This window comes from Flavobacterium sp. MAHUQ-57, from assembly GCF_051908335.1.
Lineage (GTDB): Bacteria > Bacteroidota > Bacteroidia > Flavobacteriales > Flavobacteriaceae > Flavobacterium.
Map to the genome: position 1 here is coordinate 394,065 of NZ_JBPZTE010000006.1, position 17,011 is coordinate 411,075.

Annotated in this window: 15 protein-coding genes; 11 read left to right on the forward strand and 4 right to left on the reverse strand. The window is 34.3% G+C overall.

Annotation, left to right across the window (positions count from 1 at the left end; translation table 11 throughout):
- Positions 1 to 35 precede the first annotated feature (35 nt).
- From ACS8MM_RS02045 to bshA, 7 genes are all read left to right on the forward strand, one after another.
- Positions 36 to 1,376, forward strand: coding sequence for a 4Fe-4S dicluster domain-containing protein (locus ACS8MM_RS02045; RefSeq protein WP_379712519.1), 1,341 nt, complete (start codon positions 36 to 38; stop codon positions 1,374 to 1,376).
- Positions 1,376 to 1,825, forward strand: coding sequence for an LNS2 domain-containing protein (locus tag ACS8MM_RS02050; protein ID WP_379712521.1), 450 nt, complete (start codon positions 1,376 to 1,378; stop codon positions 1,823 to 1,825). The genes ACS8MM_RS02045 and ACS8MM_RS02050 overlap by 1 nt, the downstream gene beginning before the upstream one ends.
- A 28-nt stretch (positions 1,826 to 1,853) precedes the next feature.
- Positions 1,854 to 2,645, forward strand: coding sequence for a (Fe-S)-binding protein (locus tag ACS8MM_RS02055; protein WP_379712523.1), 792 nt, complete (start codon positions 1,854 to 1,856; stop codon positions 2,643 to 2,645).
- Between the two features lie 196 nt (positions 2,646 to 2,841).
- Positions 2,842 to 3,456 (forward strand): hypothetical protein, encoded by a 615-nt coding sequence (locus tag ACS8MM_RS02060; RefSeq protein ID WP_379712525.1) that lies wholly within the window; start codon positions 2,842 to 2,844, stop codon positions 3,454 to 3,456.
- A gap of 151 nt (positions 3,457 to 3,607) precedes the next feature.
- The gene (locus tag ACS8MM_RS02065) at positions 3,608 to 4,090 is read left to right on the forward strand and encodes an ABC transporter ATPase (RefSeq protein WP_379712527.1); all 483 of its coding nucleotides are present in this window, start codon (positions 3,608 to 3,610) and stop codon (positions 4,088 to 4,090) included.
- 9 nt (positions 4,091 to 4,099) lie between these two features.
- Positions 4,100 to 7,102 (forward strand): glycoside hydrolase family 3 N-terminal domain-containing protein, encoded by a 3,003-nt coding sequence (locus ACS8MM_RS02070; protein WP_379712529.1) that lies wholly within the window; start codon positions 4,100 to 4,102, stop codon positions 7,100 to 7,102.
- Positions 7,103 to 7,161: 59 nt separating this feature from the next.
- Positions 7,162 to 8,310, forward strand: coding sequence for an N-acetyl-alpha-D-glucosaminyl L-malate synthase BshA (gene bshA, locus ACS8MM_RS02075; protein WP_379712531.1), 1,149 nt, complete (start codon positions 7,162 to 7,164; stop codon positions 8,308 to 8,310).
- A 15-nt stretch (positions 8,311 to 8,325) separates the two neighbouring features.
- Here bshA and ACS8MM_RS02080 read toward each other — a convergent pair whose 3' ends face one another.
- Positions 8,326 to 8,826: a hypothetical protein gene (locus ACS8MM_RS02080; protein WP_379712533.1), complete on the reverse strand. Its 501-nt coding sequence runs from the start codon at positions 8,824 to 8,826 to the stop codon at positions 8,326 to 8,328.
- Positions 8,827 to 9,112: 286 nt separating this feature from the next.
- Between ACS8MM_RS02080 and aroC the strand changes: the two genes are divergently transcribed.
- Entirely contained in the window at positions 9,113 to 10,180 is a 1,068-nt protein-coding gene (gene aroC / locus ACS8MM_RS02085; RefSeq protein ID WP_379712535.1) for a chorismate synthase, read from the forward strand.
- Positions 10,180 to 11,442: a dicarboxylate/amino acid:cation symporter gene (locus tag ACS8MM_RS02090; protein ID WP_379712537.1), complete on the forward strand. Its 1,263-nt coding sequence runs from the start codon at positions 10,180 to 10,182 to the stop codon at positions 11,440 to 11,442. Before aroC ends, ACS8MM_RS02090 begins: the two co-directional genes overlap by 1 nt.
- A gap of 47 nt (positions 11,443 to 11,489) precedes the next feature.
- Here the strand turns inward: ACS8MM_RS02090 and ACS8MM_RS02095 are convergent, their stop codons facing one another.
- Positions 11,490 to 11,903, reverse strand: a complete 414-nt coding sequence (locus ACS8MM_RS02095; RefSeq protein ID WP_379712539.1) for a thiol-disulfide oxidoreductase DCC family protein — start codon at positions 11,901 to 11,903, stop codon at positions 11,490 to 11,492.
- A gap of 1 nt (position 11,904) precedes the next feature.
- Entirely contained in the window at positions 11,905 to 14,073 is a 2,169-nt protein-coding gene (locus tag ACS8MM_RS02100) for an endonuclease MutS2 (RefSeq protein WP_379712541.1), read from the reverse strand.
- 74 nt (positions 14,074 to 14,147) lie between these two features.
- Between ACS8MM_RS02100 and ACS8MM_RS02105 the strand changes: the two genes are divergently transcribed.
- Positions 14,148 to 14,816 (forward strand): uracil-DNA glycosylase, encoded by a 669-nt coding sequence (locus tag ACS8MM_RS02105; protein ID WP_379712543.1) that lies wholly within the window; start codon positions 14,148 to 14,150, stop codon positions 14,814 to 14,816.
- A 40-nt stretch (positions 14,817 to 14,856) separates the two neighbouring features.
- Positions 14,857 to 16,026, forward strand: a complete 1,170-nt coding sequence (locus ACS8MM_RS02110; RefSeq protein ID WP_379712545.1) for a toxin-antitoxin system YwqK family antitoxin — start codon at positions 14,857 to 14,859, stop codon at positions 16,024 to 16,026.
- A gap of 20 nt (positions 16,027 to 16,046) precedes the next feature.
- On the opposite strand, the gene ACS8MM_RS02115 is transcribed toward ACS8MM_RS02110, so the two are convergent.
- On the reverse strand, positions 16,047 to 16,994 hold the full coding sequence (locus ACS8MM_RS02115) for a transglutaminase (RefSeq protein ID WP_379712547.1): 948 nt from the start codon (positions 16,992 to 16,994) through the stop codon (positions 16,047 to 16,049).
- Positions 16,995 to 17,011: the final 17 nt, after the last annotated feature.

Sequence of the window (17,011 nt, forward strand, 5' to 3'; positions counted from 1 at the left end):
AGTAAACAGACCAAAACATAACCAAATAAACCAATATGAATTATTTAAGTAGTATCGTATTTTTAATCATTCTTGCTGTAGGAGGAGGTTTCTTTGCTAAAAATGTAAAGAAAATCATCCGCAATATTAAATTAGGAAAACAAGTAAATCGCTCCGATAATTCTTCCGAAAGATGGAAGAATATGGCGCTAGTGGCACTTGGTCAAAAGAAAATGTTTACACGCCCAGTTCCGGCTTTGTTGCATTTTGCATTGTATGCTGCTTTTATGATTACTCAAATTGAATTACTTGAAATTTTAGTTGATGGGGTTTTTGGAACTCATCGTTTTTTCAAACCTGCTTTAGGAGGTTTTTATACGTTCTTGATTAGTTTTATTGAAGTTTTGTCTTTATTGGCTTTGATTGCAACTGTTGCCTTCTTGTCTAGAAGAAATTTATTGAAATTACCACGTTTAAATAAATCAGAATTGTTAGGTTGGCCGATGAAAGACGCAAATTTGATTCTGATCATGGAAATTGTATTGGTTTGCTGTATTTTCACGATGAATGGAACTGATGAAGTGCTTTACAATATGGGGAAATCGCATTTTGAAGGACAAGGCTCTTTTAATTTTGCAGTTTCTCAACATTTAGGACCAGTTTTATTCGGCTCTTTAAGTGAAGGAACTTTACACCTGTTAGAAAGAGTAGGGTGGTGGGGGCACTTTATGATGGTAATGGCTTTCCTTAATTATTTATATTATTCGAAGCATTTGCATATTATTTTAGCATTCCCAAATACTTACTTTGCCGATTTGAATCCACTGGGGAAATTTGATAATCTGGAAAGTGTAACAAACGAAGTGAAATTAATGCTAGATCCTAATGCTGATCCTTTTGCTGCAGCTCCAGTAGATGCTGATGCAGTTCCAAGTAAATTTGGTGCTTCGGATGTTCAGGATTTAAACTGGGTACAACTGTTAAATGCCTATACTTGTACAGAATGTGGGCGTTGTACTTCATCATGTCCTGCAAATCAAACTGGAAAAAAATTGTCTCCACGTAAAATTATGATGGATACTCGTGACCGTATGGTGGAAGTAGGGGATAATATGGATAAAAATAAAGGTGTCTTTATCCCTGATGGAAAATCTTTGTTGAACGATTATATCACTCAGGAAGAGCTTTGGGCTTGTACATCATGTAATGCATGTGTGGAAGAATGTCCTGTAAATATCAGCCCGCTTTCCATTATTATGGATATGCGTCGTTACTTAGTAATGGAACAAAGTGCGGCTCCAATGTCATTAAACGCAATGATGACGAATATTGAAAACAATAGTGCACCTTGGCAGTACAGCCAAATGGATAGATTAAACTGGAAAGACGAGCAATAATGAATACACAAGATTTAGATAAGAATTTACTTGCAGCGTCTGAGGATGGTCATGCAATCAGTCCCATCTTGCCTGAAGGAATTAAAAATTATTTAATTGATATTGATGGAACTATCTGTGACGATATTCCCAATGAAGAACCGGAAAGAATGTTGACAGCTGCGGTATATCCGGATGCTTTGGCTACTTTGAATAAATGGTATGATGAAGGACATATTATCTTCTTCTTCACTTCAAGAACAGAAGCGCATAGAGAATATACGGAAATTTGGTTGAAACAACACGGTTTTAAATACCATGGTATGATTATGGGTAAACCACGAGGTGGAAATTACCATTGGATTGACAATCATTTGGTAAAAGCAACCCGATACAGAGGGAAATTTACCGATTTAATCGAAAAACAAGTAACCATCGAAGTCTTTGACGACGAAAACGAGAATAGTTAAACCTAACCAAAGATTAAACATAAATTGTATGTCAGAAAATTTAATAGTGCCTACAATGGCCGAAATGTTAGCTCAGGGAAAACAGCCGGAAGTTTTATTTTGGGTAGGTTGTGCAGGAAGTTTTGATGATAGAGCTAAAAAAATCACTAAAGCATTTGTTCGTATATTGAACAGAGCAAATGTTGAATTTGCAGTATTGGGTACTGAAGAAGGTTGTACTGGTGATCCTGCAAAAAGAGCAGGTAATGAGTTTTTGTTTCAAATGCAGGCATTCATGAATATTGAAGTACTTAATGCTTATGAAGCTAAAAAAATTGTAACGGCTTGTCCTCACTGTTTTAATACGTTAAAAAATGAATACCCTGAATTGGGTGGAAAGTATGAAGTGGTTCATCATACGGAATTTTTAAAAGAATTATTAGACGCTGGGCGCTTGACTATTGAAGGTGGCCAGTTTAAAGGAAAAAAAATCACATTCCATGATCCTTGTTATTTAGGACGTGCCAATAAAGTGTATGAAGCACCACGCGATTTAATTGAAAAATTAGATGCCGAATTGGTAGAAATGAAACGTTCTAAAGCAAACGGTTTGTGCTGTGGAGCTGGTGGAGCGCAAATGTTTAAAGAACCAGAAAACGGTGATAAAGACATCAACGTAGAAAGAACTGAAGATGCACTGGAAACTAAAGCTGAAATTATTGCAGCCGGTTGTCCATTCTGTAATACGATGTTAACAGACGGAACTAAAGCCAAGCATCGTGAACACGATGTCAAAGTACTTGATGTTGCCGAATTGATTGCAAACGCACAAGATTTGTAAAATTTTTACTATTTATAGTTTACAATGCCAGAAGCACATTCTGGCATTTTTGTTTTTTACTTAATTTTCGTCGGTTTAATTTGTTTTTTGTCGATTTAATTGTTTTTTAACAAATTTTACGGTTTTTCATCGGGTAATTTATGAAGTTTGCTATTAAGGATGTAATTTTGAGTAACACAAATTTAAACAAAGGGTTATGAAAAAAAATTACTCATCGAAAATAGCATGCGTGGTATTCGTGCTTTTTTCACAAATGAGCTTTTTCGCTCAAGTTGGGATCGGAACTTCAACACCTTTATCGACACTTCATGTGGAAGGTACTATGAGAGTTTCAAACACTAGCAACACAACATCGACAACCAAGTTAACTGGTACTTGCAGCCAGGGAATTTTGGCTGATGTGAAAATTGGTAAGGGTCTTGCATTGTCATCCAATGAGTTGACTTCTAGTGTGAATACTGCTTTTTATGGGGTAGCTTCAGTTCCAATTATTACACCAGTATCCAATTATACTTTTGATAACCTGAATTTAAATCTTACTGGTGTAAATAGTGACGTGGTTATTTTTAGATTCACCGGAGCTACAGCTAACTTCAGTATTGCAGGAATTGCAGGAGGCTCAACAGGAAGACATGTAATTTTATACAATTCTTCTCCGGTAAATATGAAAATTGATCATTTATTGTCATCAACACCAGCAAATTCAATTGATACTATAGGTACATCAACCTCTACTTCTGGTATTGGTACTGTAGAAATGGTATACGATGGCTCCATTCAAAAATGGATTGTAATAGCAATCAGAGACTAGGTTTTTTTTATATTATTTTCTTTTTAGTTTGTTTATAGGTAGATAAACCATTGCGTCCCCAGCTCAATGGTTTATTTTTTTATGCTAAAAAATATTTAAGATTACTACATTATAATTCTAAAAGGCTATTTTTGTAATTTAGTTGGAAATTATGCTAGTAAACTTTGATACTTTACCCCTAGAATCCCGTATTTGGATTTACCAATCGAATAGAAAATTTACAGACGATGAAGTAGTTGAAATCGATGCTGCTTTACAAGATTTTGTGTCCAATTGGTCGGCACACGGAACGAGCCTTGAAGCTTCTTATGTTATTAAATACAATCGATTTATTATTTTCGCCGTAAACCAGGAAGTGCAAGCTGCTACAGGTTGTTCTATTGATAGCTCTGTTCAGTTTATTCAAAATTTAGAGAGCAAATACGAAGTAGATTTATTGGATAAAATGAATGTTACTTTTAAAAATGGTGAATTCATTGCTCACAAAACATTATTGGAATTTAAGAAAATGGCCAAAGATAAAGCGGTTTCTGGTTCTACCATTGTTTTCAATAATCTAATCAATACCATTCAAGAATTTAACGAATCATGGGAAATTCCAGCTGAAGACAGTTGGCATAGTCGTTTCTTTTAAAATATCATAATGAAAAATACCGGTTTTAAGTTACTTCTGATTTTTGCAATCACTTTTTTTGCTGTCAATTGTTCAGTCAATAAAAAAAGTGGTTTTAAAACTGTAACACCAGTTTCCGAAAATACAATTGTTCAAGAATTTAAAGATCCTTCTTTGGAAGGATTTAACTTGTTTGAAGATACTCCTAGTGAAAAAAAATGGGTAGATAGCATTTACAATTCATTGTCTTTTGATGAAAAATTAGGACAACTCTTTATGGTTGCGACCTATTCAAATAAGGATACCGTTCATTTTAATGCTATTGATAAACTCGTTAAAAAATATAAAATTGGTGGATTGATTTTCTTTCAAGGTGGTCCGGGACGTCAAGCGAAGTTAACGAATCGTTTTCAAGCTTCTTCGAAAGTCCCTTTGTTTATTGGTAATGATGCGGAGTGGGGTTTAAGTATGCGCTTAGATTCGACCTACAAGTATCCATGGAATATGACTTTGGGTGCTGTTCAGGATATGAAATTGATAGAAGATTTAGGCGGTCAAATGGCCAAAGAAGCCAAACGAATGGGGATTCAATTTAATTTTGCACCAGTTTTGGATATCAATACCAATCCGAATAATCCAATTATTGGTAACCGTTCCTTTGGTGAAAATAAAGAAGAAGTTACGAAAAGAGCGGTTGCTCTAATGAAAGGTATTCAAAATCAAGGCGTTTTTGCGACAGGTAAACATTTTCCGGGTCATGGTGATACAGAAACTGATTCGCATCATACTTTACCAATGGTTAATTTTACTGAAGAACGAATCAATGAAGTGGAACTGTATCCCTATAAAAAAATGTTTCATTTGGGTTTGGCTTCTGTAATGGTTGCGCATTTAAATGTGCCTAGTTTGGAACCAAGAGAAAATTACCCAACATCGATTTCTTACCATGTTGTCAATGATATTTTAAAAGACCAATTGAAATTTAAAGGGCTGATTTTTACCGATGCCTTAAATATGAAGGGTGCAAGTAACTTTAAAAAACCAGGAGAAATTGATTTGGCTGCGTTTCAGGCAGGTAATGATATTATGCTTTTCGCAGAAGATGTTCCAACAGCGATACAAAAATTCACCCAAGCCTATAATGATACTTTAATTACTGACGAACGTATCGAGCATTCCGTCAAAAAGATATTAAAATTCAAATACAAAGCGGGGTTAAATCATTACAAACCGATTGATTTGACCAATATTGCTAAGGATATTAATACGCCTTACAGTAACGGACTTTTGTATAAATTGTATGAAAATGCAGTAACGGTAGTAAAAAACGAACATCACACTTTACCACTGACTAATTTAGCCAAAACTAAGATTGCATATATTAAATTGGGTGATGATTCCGGTAATAAATTTTTGACCACAATCAAAAAATATACTGAAGTAACAGAAGTAGCTCATCAAAATATAGATAGTTTGAACCTTGAGTTGAAAGGCTATGATAAGGTTATCATTGGCTTTCACGTTTCGGACAAAACATGGTGGAAAAAGCATGAATTTTCTGCAAAAGAAATTGAATTAATAGATAAAATTGCTCAGAATCATCATGTAATTTTAAATGTATTTTCAAAACCCTACGCTTTAATGCCTTTGAAAAACATGGACCACATAGAAAGTATTGTGGTTTCCTATCAAAATGGTGAAGTGGCACAGGAAGTTTCTGCTGAGATTTTATTCGGTGCTTTAGGTTCCAAAGGAAAACTCCCGGTTTCTATAAATGATGAGTATAAGGTTGGCCACGGATTGGAAACTCAAAAACTGAATGTTTTAGGTTTTACAAATCCTGAAACAGTGGGTATGAATTCGGAAAAATTGAAGGAAATCGATAAAATCGTTAATCAAGCAATTGTAGATAAAATTGCTCCGGGTGCTCAAGTTTTAGTTGCTAGAAAAGGAAAAGTTATTTATCAAAAGTCTTTTGGATATCATACTTATGGAAAAGATATTAAAGTAAAAAATTCTGATATCTATGATATTGCATCTCTTTCTAAAATTATCGGAACACTCCCAAATGTAATGTTGGATTATGATGATAAAAAAATCACCATGAATACTACTTTGGGTGAAATGGTAAAAAAAGCAAGAGGAACAGATAAAGACTCTATTGTGTTTAAAGATTTATTAACACATTATGCACGTCTTCAAGCCTGGGAACCCTTTTATAAAGCAACTATCGATTCGATTACAAAACAACCTTTAAAAAAATACTATCGTAATACAGCATCTAAAGGTTTCGAAATTCAAGTGTCGGAAAATTTATTTCTCTCTAATTCCTACAAGGATTCCATTGTTGCCAAAATCATGAAAAGTAAATTACTTCCAAAAAAGGAGTACAAATACAGTGATTTTACATTTATCTTGCTGAAAGAATATCTAGAAACGCATCATAACAAATCTTTAGATCAATTGGCTCAGGAAAATTTCTTTTCAAAATTAGGAATGTCGAGTACAACTTACAATCCGTTGCAAAAGTTTGACATGGATGTTATTCCGCCAACTGAAAAAGATACTTATTTTAGACATGACGTGGTCCAAGGATATGTACATGATATGGCAGCTGCTATGCAAGGCGGTGTTGCTGGACATGCTGGATTATTCTCAAACAGTATAGATATTGCTAAAATGATGCAGCTTTTCTTGCAAAAAGGAAATTATGGAGGTGTTCATTATTTTTCTGAACAAACCTTTGATGACTTTAATACATGCCATTTTTGCGTAGAAGGGAATAGGAGAGGCATTGGCTTTGATAAACCACAACTGAAAGGTGATGCCCCTACTTGCGGCTGTGCCTCACTTTCAAGTTTCGGTCATACTGGTTTTACAGGTGGAATTGCTTGGGCCGATCCAGAGAAAGAAATTATTTATGTTTTTTTGTCGAATAGAACCTACCCAGATAGTAATGCTGTAAATAAGCTTTCCAAAGAAAATATCCGCGAAAAAATACAACAAATAATCTACGAAGCGATTCTAAATTAATACGTTAATTTTAACCAAAAATTAAGTACGAGTTTTTTTTTATTGCCTAAATTCGTAACATGAAAATTGCAATAGTTTGTTACCCAACTTTTGGAGGTAGTGGAGTTGTAGCTACTGAATTAGGCTTAGAATTAGCCCGTCGTGGACATGAAATTCACTTCATTACTTACCGACAACCAGTGCGTTTGGCATTGTTAAATCCGAATGTACATTACCACGAAGTAAACGTTCCTGAATACCCTTTGTTTCATTATCAGCCGTATGAATTGGCTTTGTCCAGCAAATTGGTTGATATGGTGAAGTTATATAAAATCGACTTACTTCATGTGCATTATGCTATTCCGCATGCCTATGCCGGTTATATGGCAAAACAAATGCTGAAAGATGAAGGAATTAGAATACCTATGGTAACTACACTTCACGGAACAGATATAACCTTGGTAGGAAATCATCCATTCTATAAGCCAGCAGTAACTTTTAGTATCAATAAGTCGGATGTGGTAACATCGGTTTCACAAAGTTTGAAAGACGATACAGTTCGTTTGTTTGATTTGAAAAATGAAATTGTAGTAATTCCGAACTTTATCGAAATCGACGAAACCATAAAAGAAAATGTTACATGTAAACGTTCTGTTATGGCGAAATCCGAGGAACGCATTATTACGCACATTAGTAATTTTAGAAAAGTTAAAAATATTCCAGATGTAGTCAAGGTTTTTTATAAAATTCAACAAAAAATTCCAGCTAAATTGATGATGGTTGGTGACGGTCCAGAAAAAAGAGTGGCAGAAGAATTATGTGAAAAATTAGGTATTCAAGATAAAGTAATCTTTTTTGGTAACAGTAATGAAATCAATCAGATTTTAAGTTATTCCGATTTATTTTTGTTGCCTTCCGAAACCGAAAGTTTTGGTTTAGCAGCGTTGGAAGCCATGGCATGTAGTGTTCCTGTTGTTTCGAGTAATACGGGTGGACTTCCTGAAGTAAATATTAATGGAATTTCGGGATATTTAAGTAATGTAGGTGATGTTGAAGATATGGCAGTAAATGCTTTGAAAATACTTACTGATGATGCCATTCTAGCTCAATTTAAAACCAATGCTTTGGAAACTGCGAAACAATTTCAAATTGATAAAATTGTTCCAAAATACGAGGAGGTCTATCATCAGGCACTCAATTCAATAAAAAGTAAAAAGCCTTCTTTTTAGAAGGCTTTTTAATTATTAGAAACGGTATCTGATACCTAAAGCGATATCTGGACCGAAATCATCTTCTAATTTATCACCAAAATAAAATTCAGGTCTAAAGTCTAATGATAATTGGATAGGCACATCAAAATTGTATTCAATTCCGATATCTCCAGCTGCAAAAAGAACAGCTTCACTGTTGCCTTCATATCTATTCCCTCCAATGTAGTAATCATCAGTACTCCATGTACCTATACCAGCCCCAACTCCAGCGTACCAGTTGAAACCTCCATCAATGTTCCAAACCCATTGGTACAAACCTGCTAATTTCAAAGCGTCTACATGATTGCTGGTTCTCCATCCTAAATCAAATTCTAAACGGTTTTTCTTAGATAATCCTCTTTGATATGAAATTTCCCCACCAAATCCGTCATTATCACCCAAACGTAAACCTAAAGCGTTTTTGGAAATGTCTTGTGCTTGTGCACTAAATGCTAAACCTAATAACATAAAGGCAGATAAAAATAATTTTCTCATGATTTTTTTTGTTTAGTTTTCATTAACGAAAGTAAATTTACAAATATTGTTCCCGAATCAAAATTTTATACCGTAAAAAGCAACTGTTTTTATGATATTTAGAGAAAATAAATGCAATTACATATATTTCATGTTGATAATCAAAGGTATAGCATTTTACAGGGATGATTTTACAAAATTTTAGAGATTTGTTATATTTTTAGAATGTTACAAATTGGTTAAGTTTTCCAACTTTAAACTTTAAAAGATTGATTAGAAATCTTATTTTTGTTTTCAAACAAATAAAATGGCTGGAAATTCATTCGGGACTATATTCAAGATAACCACTTTTGGCGAATCTCACGGGGAAGCTTTGGGTGGAATTATCGATGGTTGTCCTCCGGGTATCGACTTGGACTTTACTGCAATTCAAACAGAAATGCAAAGACGTAAACCAGGTCAGTCAACTATCGTTACACAACGTAAAGAAGAAGACGAAGTACAATTTTTATCAGGAATCTTTGAAGGAAAAACTACCGGTACTCCAATCGGTTTCATTGTTCCCAATACCAATCAGAAATCAGACGATTATTCCCATATTAAAGATACCTATCGCCCCAGTCATGCCGATTATGTCTACGAACAAAAATACGGAATTCGCGATTACCGTGGTGGTGGACGTAGTTCTGCACGTGAAACGGCCAGTAGAGTAGTAGCTGGAGCTATTGCCAAACAGGTAATTCCGAATATAAAAATAACAGCTTTTGTTTCCTCCGTGGGTGAGATTTTTATCGACAAACCGTATCAGGATTTAGATTTTTCAAATATTGAAGCGAATCCGGTGCGTTGTCCTGATTTAGCAGCTGCCGATAAAATGGAGCAATATATTAAGGAGATCAAAAAACAAGGTGATACTGTTGGCGGAACCGTTACGTGTGTCATTCAAAATGTGCCGATTGGATTGGGTGAGCCGGTTTTTGATAAACTGCATGCCGAATTGGGAAAGGCAATGCTTTCCATTAATGCTGTAAAAGGTTTTGAATACGGTGGTGGTTTTTGTAGTGCCAAAATGAAAGGTAGCGATCATAATGATTCTTTTAATGAAGACGGAACCACTAAAACTAACCTTTCCGGTGGAATTCAAGGCGGGATCAGCAATGGAATGGATATTTACTTCCGGGTGGCTTTTAAACCGGTTGCAACACTTTTGCAAAAGCAGGAAGTCTTAAACAATAAAGGAGAACTGATAGAACAACAAGGAAAAGGAAGACACGATCCTTGTGTTGTGCCCAGAGCAGTGCCTATCGTGGAAGCAATGGCAGCTATGGTTATGACCGATTTTTACTTACTAAACAAAATTTACCAAACAAAATAATGAATCATAAAGCCAATTTACCGGAAAAGAAAAAAAACATTTTTTCGAATTTAACTGTACAAATTTTAGTAGCAATGCTTTTGGGAGCAGTGTTAGGAATATTTGTTCATAATAATTATCTGCCAGAAACAGCAAAAGAATTTAGTGGGTATATTAAAATGCTTGCGACAATATTTATTCGTTTGGTACAAATGATTATTGCTCCGCTAGTATTTACCACATTGGTTGTGGGTATTGCCAAATTGGGTGACATCAAATCTGTGGGGCGAATCGGTGGTAAAGCATTGGGATGGTTTTTTACCGCTTCGTTTATTTCATTATTGATAGGAATGTTCTGGGTTAATCTTTTAGAACCAGGAACTGGATTGAATTTATCGGATGTTGATTTATCAGCCGCTTCAGAAGTGACTGAAAAAACTCAGCATTTTTCTGCTCAGAATTTTGTGGAGCATATTATCCCCAAAAGTGTGGTTGAGGCAATGGCGACTAATGAGATATTACAAATTGTAATTTTCTCTATTTTCTTCGGATTGGCAGCTGCATCTATAGGAGATCACTCTAAATCGGTTATTAATGCATTGGATAAAACTTCACATATCATTTTAAAAATGGTAAACTATGTGATGAAATTTGCTCCTATTGGTGTTTTCGGAGCGATTGCCGGGGTTTTTGCTATTCGTGATTTGGAAGAATTACTGTTTACATATGCCAAATATTTTGGTTCATTCTTGGTAGGAATATCTTCACTTTGGATCGTTTTGCTTTTAATTGGGTTTTTGTTTTTGAAAAACAGAATGATGGTGTTATTGAAGCATATAATTAGTCCATTATTTATTGCATTTGGTACTACAAGCAGTGAAGCGGTTTTTCCTAAATTAACTGAGGAATTAGAACGTTTCGGAGTAAAAGACAAAATTGTATCGTTCATGTTACCTTTAGGTTATTCGTTTAATCTAGACGGAAGTATGATGTACATGACTTTTGCCAGTATTTTTATTGCGCAAGCCTACGGAATTCCTTTAGATCTTGGAACGCAAATGACGATGCTTTTGGTGTTAATGCTAACCAGTAAAGGAATTGCCGGTGTACCAAGAGCGAGTTTGGTTGTGGTTGCTGCAACCTGTGGAATGTTCGATATTCCGGTGGAAGGAATCGCATTAATTTTACCTATTGACCACTTCTGTGATATGTTCAGAAGTGCAACAAATGTTTTAGGAAATGCTTTAGCGACTTCAGTTGTAGGTAAATGGGAAAAAGAATAATGACCAGATATACAAAATAAAAAAGCGACCAATTGGTCGCTTTTTTGTTATAAAAATTTAGCCTTTAATTCGGGTGTGGGATTCATACAAGATTCTTTTTTACCATACCACTTGTATCTGTTTTTAGCAATATAATCATATACAATATCACTGATTTTGGAAGGGAAATACTTGAATATTGAAAGTAAACTGACAAATCCACCAAGTGTACCAGCTATTCTAATCGCTGCAGCCGATTTGTAATAATAAGCTCTTCCGGGTTCATACAATACAATACTATCTATATTTCTCTGGGAAATACCTAAATGTTTGATTATTTTTTGTCCAAGTTCAGATTGTAATGCTACAAATCGGTACAAATCATTTTTGTCATGTTTGATAACATATTGAACGGAGGTATTGCACAAATTGCATACACCATCAAAAAGAATTATTTTTTTATCTTGTGGTATTCCTTCCATATTACTTAGGCTGTATATATTCCAATTGGTCTAAACTTACTTTTGAAGTAAAGATACCATAATTCACTGTAGCTTTATTTTTTTCAATTGTATCAATCGTACCGATTGATTTCCCATCAATCATACGCACTCGATCGCCAACCTTAAGTATTACTTTAGGTTTATTTTCTTCTTCAATTTTAGCTTTTAGTTTCTTCTCTTTCTTTTCCTTGCGAATTTCTTCAACTTTAACTTGAACTTCTTCGATGACTTTTTTAACAATGACTTCTTTCTCTTTCTTCTCTTTTACAGTCAATTTTTTTCGCTTCGAATTTTCAATTTCAACCATTTTTAAAAATTCACCGATTAATTCTTTCTTATTTTTATTATTGAAATATTTCTCGGAGATATCATCGATTTTCTGACCCATATAGACCAAACGCTGATTAGCATCAAACAATTCTTGGTAGCGTTCTAACTTGTCTTGGATTTTAGCATTGATGTTTTCCATCTTTTTGCTTTCTTCTCTAGCCTTGGTTTCTTCTTCTTTTAAATTTTGAGAAGTTTTTTCCAATTTAGAACGTTCCTTTTGAAGATTGGCAATGGTTTTGTCAAAACGTACTTTACCACCTTCAATTTTCTTTTTGGCTCTGTTGATTAAACCATAAGGTATTCCATTCTTTTGCGCTACCTCAAAAGTAAAGGAACTTCCAGCCTGACCAAGAACTAATTTGTACATAGGTTCCAATGATTTTTCGTCGAAAAGCATATTCGCATTCGTTGCAAAGGGCAATTCGTTTGCCAGCATTTTCAGGTTGGAATAGTGTGTTGTAATAATCCCGAAAGCTTCACGATGATAAAACTCTTCAAGAAAAACTTCTGCTAAAGCACCGCCCAATTCGGGATCGGATCCAGTACCAAATTCATCAATTAAAAACAACGTTTTATCATTGCACTTCTTGAGAAAGTAGTTCATGTTTTTCAATCGGTAACTATATGTACTTAGATGATTTTCAATGGATTGATTGTCACCGATATCTGTCATGATCCGATCAAACAAACAGGTTTCACTTCGTTCATGTACAGGAATTAACATACCCGACTGAAGCATTAATTGCAATAATCCAACCGTTTTCATAGATATGGTTTTTCCACCAGCATTCGGTCCGGAAATCACTACAATTCTGTTCTCGGGATTAAAATCAAAGGTTTGTGGATAGGTAATTTCCTTTTTGATTTTATTGGTCAAATACAAAATAGGATGGTACGCCTCTCGGAAATATATTTTGCGTTCTTCCGTGATAGTTGGCAATAATCCATTTATTTTTCTGGCGTATTTTGCCTTCGCGGAAATAACATCAATATCGCTTAAAAACTCTTGATATTGAATCAATAGGGATAAAAACGGACGAATTGAATTGGTCAAATTCTTTAGAATTTTGATGATTTCTTCACGTTCTTCGTATTCTAAATTAGCCAATTCTCTTGAGTAGCGTAATGTTGCTTCGGGTTCGATGTAGGCAATGCTTCCGGTTTTAGAACTTCCTAAAATAGAACCTTTCACTTTTCTTCTGTACATTGCTAAAACGGCAAGAACGCGTCGGTTTTCTACGACGGTTTCTCTGATTTCATCCAAATAGCCTAAAGAATTATATTGACTCAAAGCCAATCCGAAACTTTGATTTACTTTGCCGCGAATCGCATTCATATTACGACGAATTTCCAGTAAATCAGGAGTCGCATCGTCTTTGATTTCGCCATATTTATCGAGAACTGCATCGATACATTTAGTAATATCTTTTGTGATTTCTATCGCACTTGATTTCAAATGTAAAGCAGGATAATAATCCTGAAATTTCTTTAAAAACTGCAATAAAAGATTCGTGTTTTCAGATATGGAGTGGATTTTTCGAAAACTTGCCAATTCTAAAAAACTATCTTCAATGGCTAAGAATTTAATTTCGTTTGTAATGGGTTCAAAACCGTGATTAGGTAAAGCGTTATTGTTGTCAAACGAAGCTCTATATTCTGAGGTTTGTAAAAGAGATTGCATTAACTCCTCTTTGTCTCTTAAGGGGGCAATATGCTGTGCTTTTTCATTCCCGATATCGGTGATGCAAAGTTCTGCAATGGTCTCCAGAACAGTTTGAAATTGTAAGTCTTGTAGGGTTTTAGTATGTATTGAAATCATTTTTAACAGAAAGTGATAAAGTAAGCAAAGTTACAAAGATTCAAAGTAATATATTTGCTTAAAATTCACAGAAAATGCAGATTAATGTACACTCTTCTTGGTACTCTTTTTTCGAAACCGAAATGCAGAAAACTTATTTTAAAGAATTGATGTTAGAGGTTGATGCAGAATACCAGAATACTATTTGTTTTCCGCCGAAAGAATTGATTTTTAATGCATTTAACCAGTTTGAATTAGAGGATTTGAAGGTAGTAATAATTGGACAAGATCCTTATCATGGAGAAGGAGAGGCAAATGGTTTGTGTTTTTCTGTCAATGATGGAGTGGCAATTCCGCCGTCATTAAAAAATATTTTTACAGAAATCAATAGCGAATATGATCGCGTTTTTTTTCCTACATCGGGTAATTTGGAACATTGGGCAAAACAAGGTGTTTTGTTGTTGAATGCTTCATTGACTGTTCGCAAAGATATGGCTAATAGTCACAAACATTTGAAATGGAATGTATTCACTGACAGTGTCATTCACTACCTTTCCGATACTACTAAAAATGTTGTGTTTTTACTTTGGGGAAGTTTTGCTCAAAAAAAAGGCTCCAAAATTGATCGTGAAAAGCATTTGGTTTTGGAGAGCGGCCATCCATCACCATTGAGTGCGAATCGAGGTTTTTGGTTTGGGAATGATCATTTTAAACAAACCAATTTTTATTTGGAAGAAAAAGGGAAAATCGGGATTGAGTGGTAATGCTTTAGTAATGAATAACTTATTGAGAAATAAATTGAAAATGAAAATTAAAAAAAATATTTATACACTACTTTTTTTGGTGATTACATCTGTAAGTTATACCCAACAATTTATTGAAAGTCCGTATCAAACAGATTCCTTATATGCCAAACTAAAGATACGAACTATTAAGGAAAATGTAAGTATGACTTATGGGACTGCTGATATTTCCTATTTTAAAATCACAACCTTTAATAAGCTAGGTCAACCTTTGCTTTCGAAAAAGGTTAATTACAGAACGAATGTTCCCGTTACTAAAATTGGTGAATATAGCTATAATGATAAAAGATGTATAAAATTCAATTCATTTGAAAATGGAAATATTGACAGATACACGGTATATAGTTACGATGCAGTATCTGGAAAATTAAGCAAAGAAGAAAGATTCGACTCGAAGCAGCAGAAAGTCAGCGAAACGAACTATTTATTCAACTCAACAGTAGTAGAAAAGACGGATTTCCTCAGTAATCAATTGTTTAAAAAAACAATAAAAACTTACGAACCGAATTGGCTGGAAAGAGAAGTAACTCATGTCCAATTTCGAAATGGTGTCGAATCAGATCGCTTTTCAATAATGAGTAAATATGAATGGCAGAAGAATGAAACGGTTTTAGTTGAGTTCAAAACCGGTAAAAAGTTCTACGTAAAAAATAAATACTATTTCGATACCAATAAACTGTTATTGGAAAAGGAATTTTTTGACAAATCCATAAAACAAAAGTATGAGTATTTTTATGAGAAGGATATTAAGGAAAAATTGATTAAGAAAGTATTTCTTGATGAAATAGGCAAAAAGATAGATAGTCTAAAAGCCAGTAGAAAGTTTTATTATTATACGACCAATCAAATTTTTAATAACGGCTATATACTCGCAAAAAATATAGAAGGAAAGTTGCTTTCTAAAGTTGAATGTTTTGATATGGATTATCTTATTTTGGATGGGAAATGCATTATGTATTATCCGAATGGTAAATTAAAATTAGAAGCTTTTTTCAAAATGAATCAATTACAGGGAGAGCTTAAAGGGTACGATGAAAATGGTATTTTAATTCGATTGGAAATCTATGATGCTGGAAAATTAACATCCGGAAAATGTTTAGATGCTTCCGGAAAAGAAGTTGAGTTTACCCTTTTTGAAGTAAATAAAGCGGAATTAGGTGTTGAAAATTAATGGTTTAGAGGTTTTTTAAATTAATTATTCAGTGTCAACTGTCCTAAAATGGCTTCACTCATAAATTTTCCTCCAGGATAATAAGCTGTATAATCCAGATTTAGCCAAATCTGACCGTGTTCGTCAATATGGTAATGGATTTCTTTTCCCTTGCTTTCTTCTTTGAATAGAACATCGTGAATCAAATATACTACATTCTCCAAATCTCTTTTGGTTCCTATTAGCATTTCAGGATAGATGTGAGCATCAGTATGAATCAAACGAGGAACACCGCCTACAGCCTTAATTCCTGCAGCCATCAAAATAGCATGGTCGTCACAATCGCCGGAAAAATGCTGTAAAGATTCAGATGCCGAAGCGATATAATTGTTACCCAATGGATCGTTAACATAATTCCAATGGGTTTTAATTTCTTTGAAAACGGCAAAACATTGAATAATAGTTCTATAATCACGATAGCCTTTTTTTCCTTTACTATCGGTGAAGTGTTTTGTTGTGGCGTGTAAAGCAAAGTTTCGGACTTTTGGATTTTGAAAATCGATAGCATTAATAACCTTATATTTATTCGGAAAGGGAAGTAATTTGCTAATGATAATATCCTGTGGATAAGGGTTGTCACCCATGGTGTACATCATCGAACGGTAATCATCGTATACCCTGTAAAAACTATAGCCACCAAATAAAGTTCCGTACAACAATATTAAGGAGTAGATAAAAACGCCGATAATTAGGTATTTTTTGATTTTACGGAGTAACAGTTGGTATACAATAAGAATGGCAATGAAAAGTACAATGCGGTCAATTGGTATTTTTAGATCCAATTCTTGTAAATTCTGATGTGCAATTATGAAAGTTGGAATTGCTAACAGAATGTTCAACAAAAAGATAACAACCGTATCCCAAGGTCTTGGTACAGAAAGACGATCTTTATATTTGGCGTATAAATTTTGGAATGTAGTTGTTGTCATTGCTTTTAAAAAGGTAA

Excerpts from the sequence above, each read along its gene's own strand:
- ACS8MM_RS02045 (WP_379712519.1), top strand. The coding sequence starts at position 36 with ATGAATTATTTAAGTAGTATCGTATTTTTAATCATTCTTGCTGTAGGA.
- ACS8MM_RS02050 (WP_379712521.1), top strand. The coding sequence starts at position 1,376 with ATGAATACACAAGATTTAGATAAGAATTTACTTGCAGCGTCTGAGGAT.
- ACS8MM_RS02055 (WP_379712523.1), top strand. The coding sequence starts at position 1,854 with ATGTCAGAAAATTTAATAGTGCCTACAATGGCCGAAATGTTAGCTCAG.
- ACS8MM_RS02060 (WP_379712525.1), top strand. The coding sequence starts at position 2,842 with ATGAAAAAAAATTACTCATCGAAAATAGCATGCGTGGTATTCGTGCTT.
- ACS8MM_RS02065 (WP_379712527.1), top strand. The coding sequence starts at position 3,608 with ATGCTAGTAAACTTTGATACTTTACCCCTAGAATCCCGTATTTGGATT.
- ACS8MM_RS02070 (WP_379712529.1), top strand. The coding sequence starts at position 4,100 with ATGAAAAATACCGGTTTTAAGTTACTTCTGATTTTTGCAATCACTTTT.
- bshA (WP_379712531.1), top strand. The coding sequence starts at position 7,162 with ATGAAAATTGCAATAGTTTGTTACCCAACTTTTGGAGGTAGTGGAGTT.
- ACS8MM_RS02080 (WP_379712533.1), bottom strand. The coding sequence starts at position 8,826 with ATGAGAAAATTATTTTTATCTGCCTTTATGTTATTAGGTTTAGCATTT.
- aroC (WP_379712535.1), top strand. The coding sequence starts at position 9,113 with ATGGCTGGAAATTCATTCGGGACTATATTCAAGATAACCACTTTTGGC.
- ACS8MM_RS02090 (WP_379712537.1), top strand. The coding sequence starts at position 10,180 with ATGAATCATAAAGCCAATTTACCGGAAAAGAAAAAAAACATTTTTTCG.
- ACS8MM_RS02095 (WP_379712539.1), bottom strand. The coding sequence starts at position 11,903 with ATGGAAGGAATACCACAAGATAAAAAAATAATTCTTTTTGATGGTGTA.
- ACS8MM_RS02100 (WP_379712541.1), bottom strand. The coding sequence starts at position 14,073 with ATGATTTCAATACATACTAAAACCCTACAAGACTTACAATTTCAAACT.
- ACS8MM_RS02105 (WP_379712543.1), top strand. The coding sequence starts at position 14,148 with ATGCAGATTAATGTACACTCTTCTTGGTACTCTTTTTTCGAAACCGAA.
- ACS8MM_RS02110 (WP_379712545.1), top strand. The coding sequence starts at position 14,857 with ATGAAAATTAAAAAAAATATTTATACACTACTTTTTTTGGTGATTACA.
- ACS8MM_RS02115 (WP_379712547.1), bottom strand. The coding sequence starts at position 16,994 with ATGACAACAACTACATTCCAAAATTTATACGCCAAATATAAAGATCGT.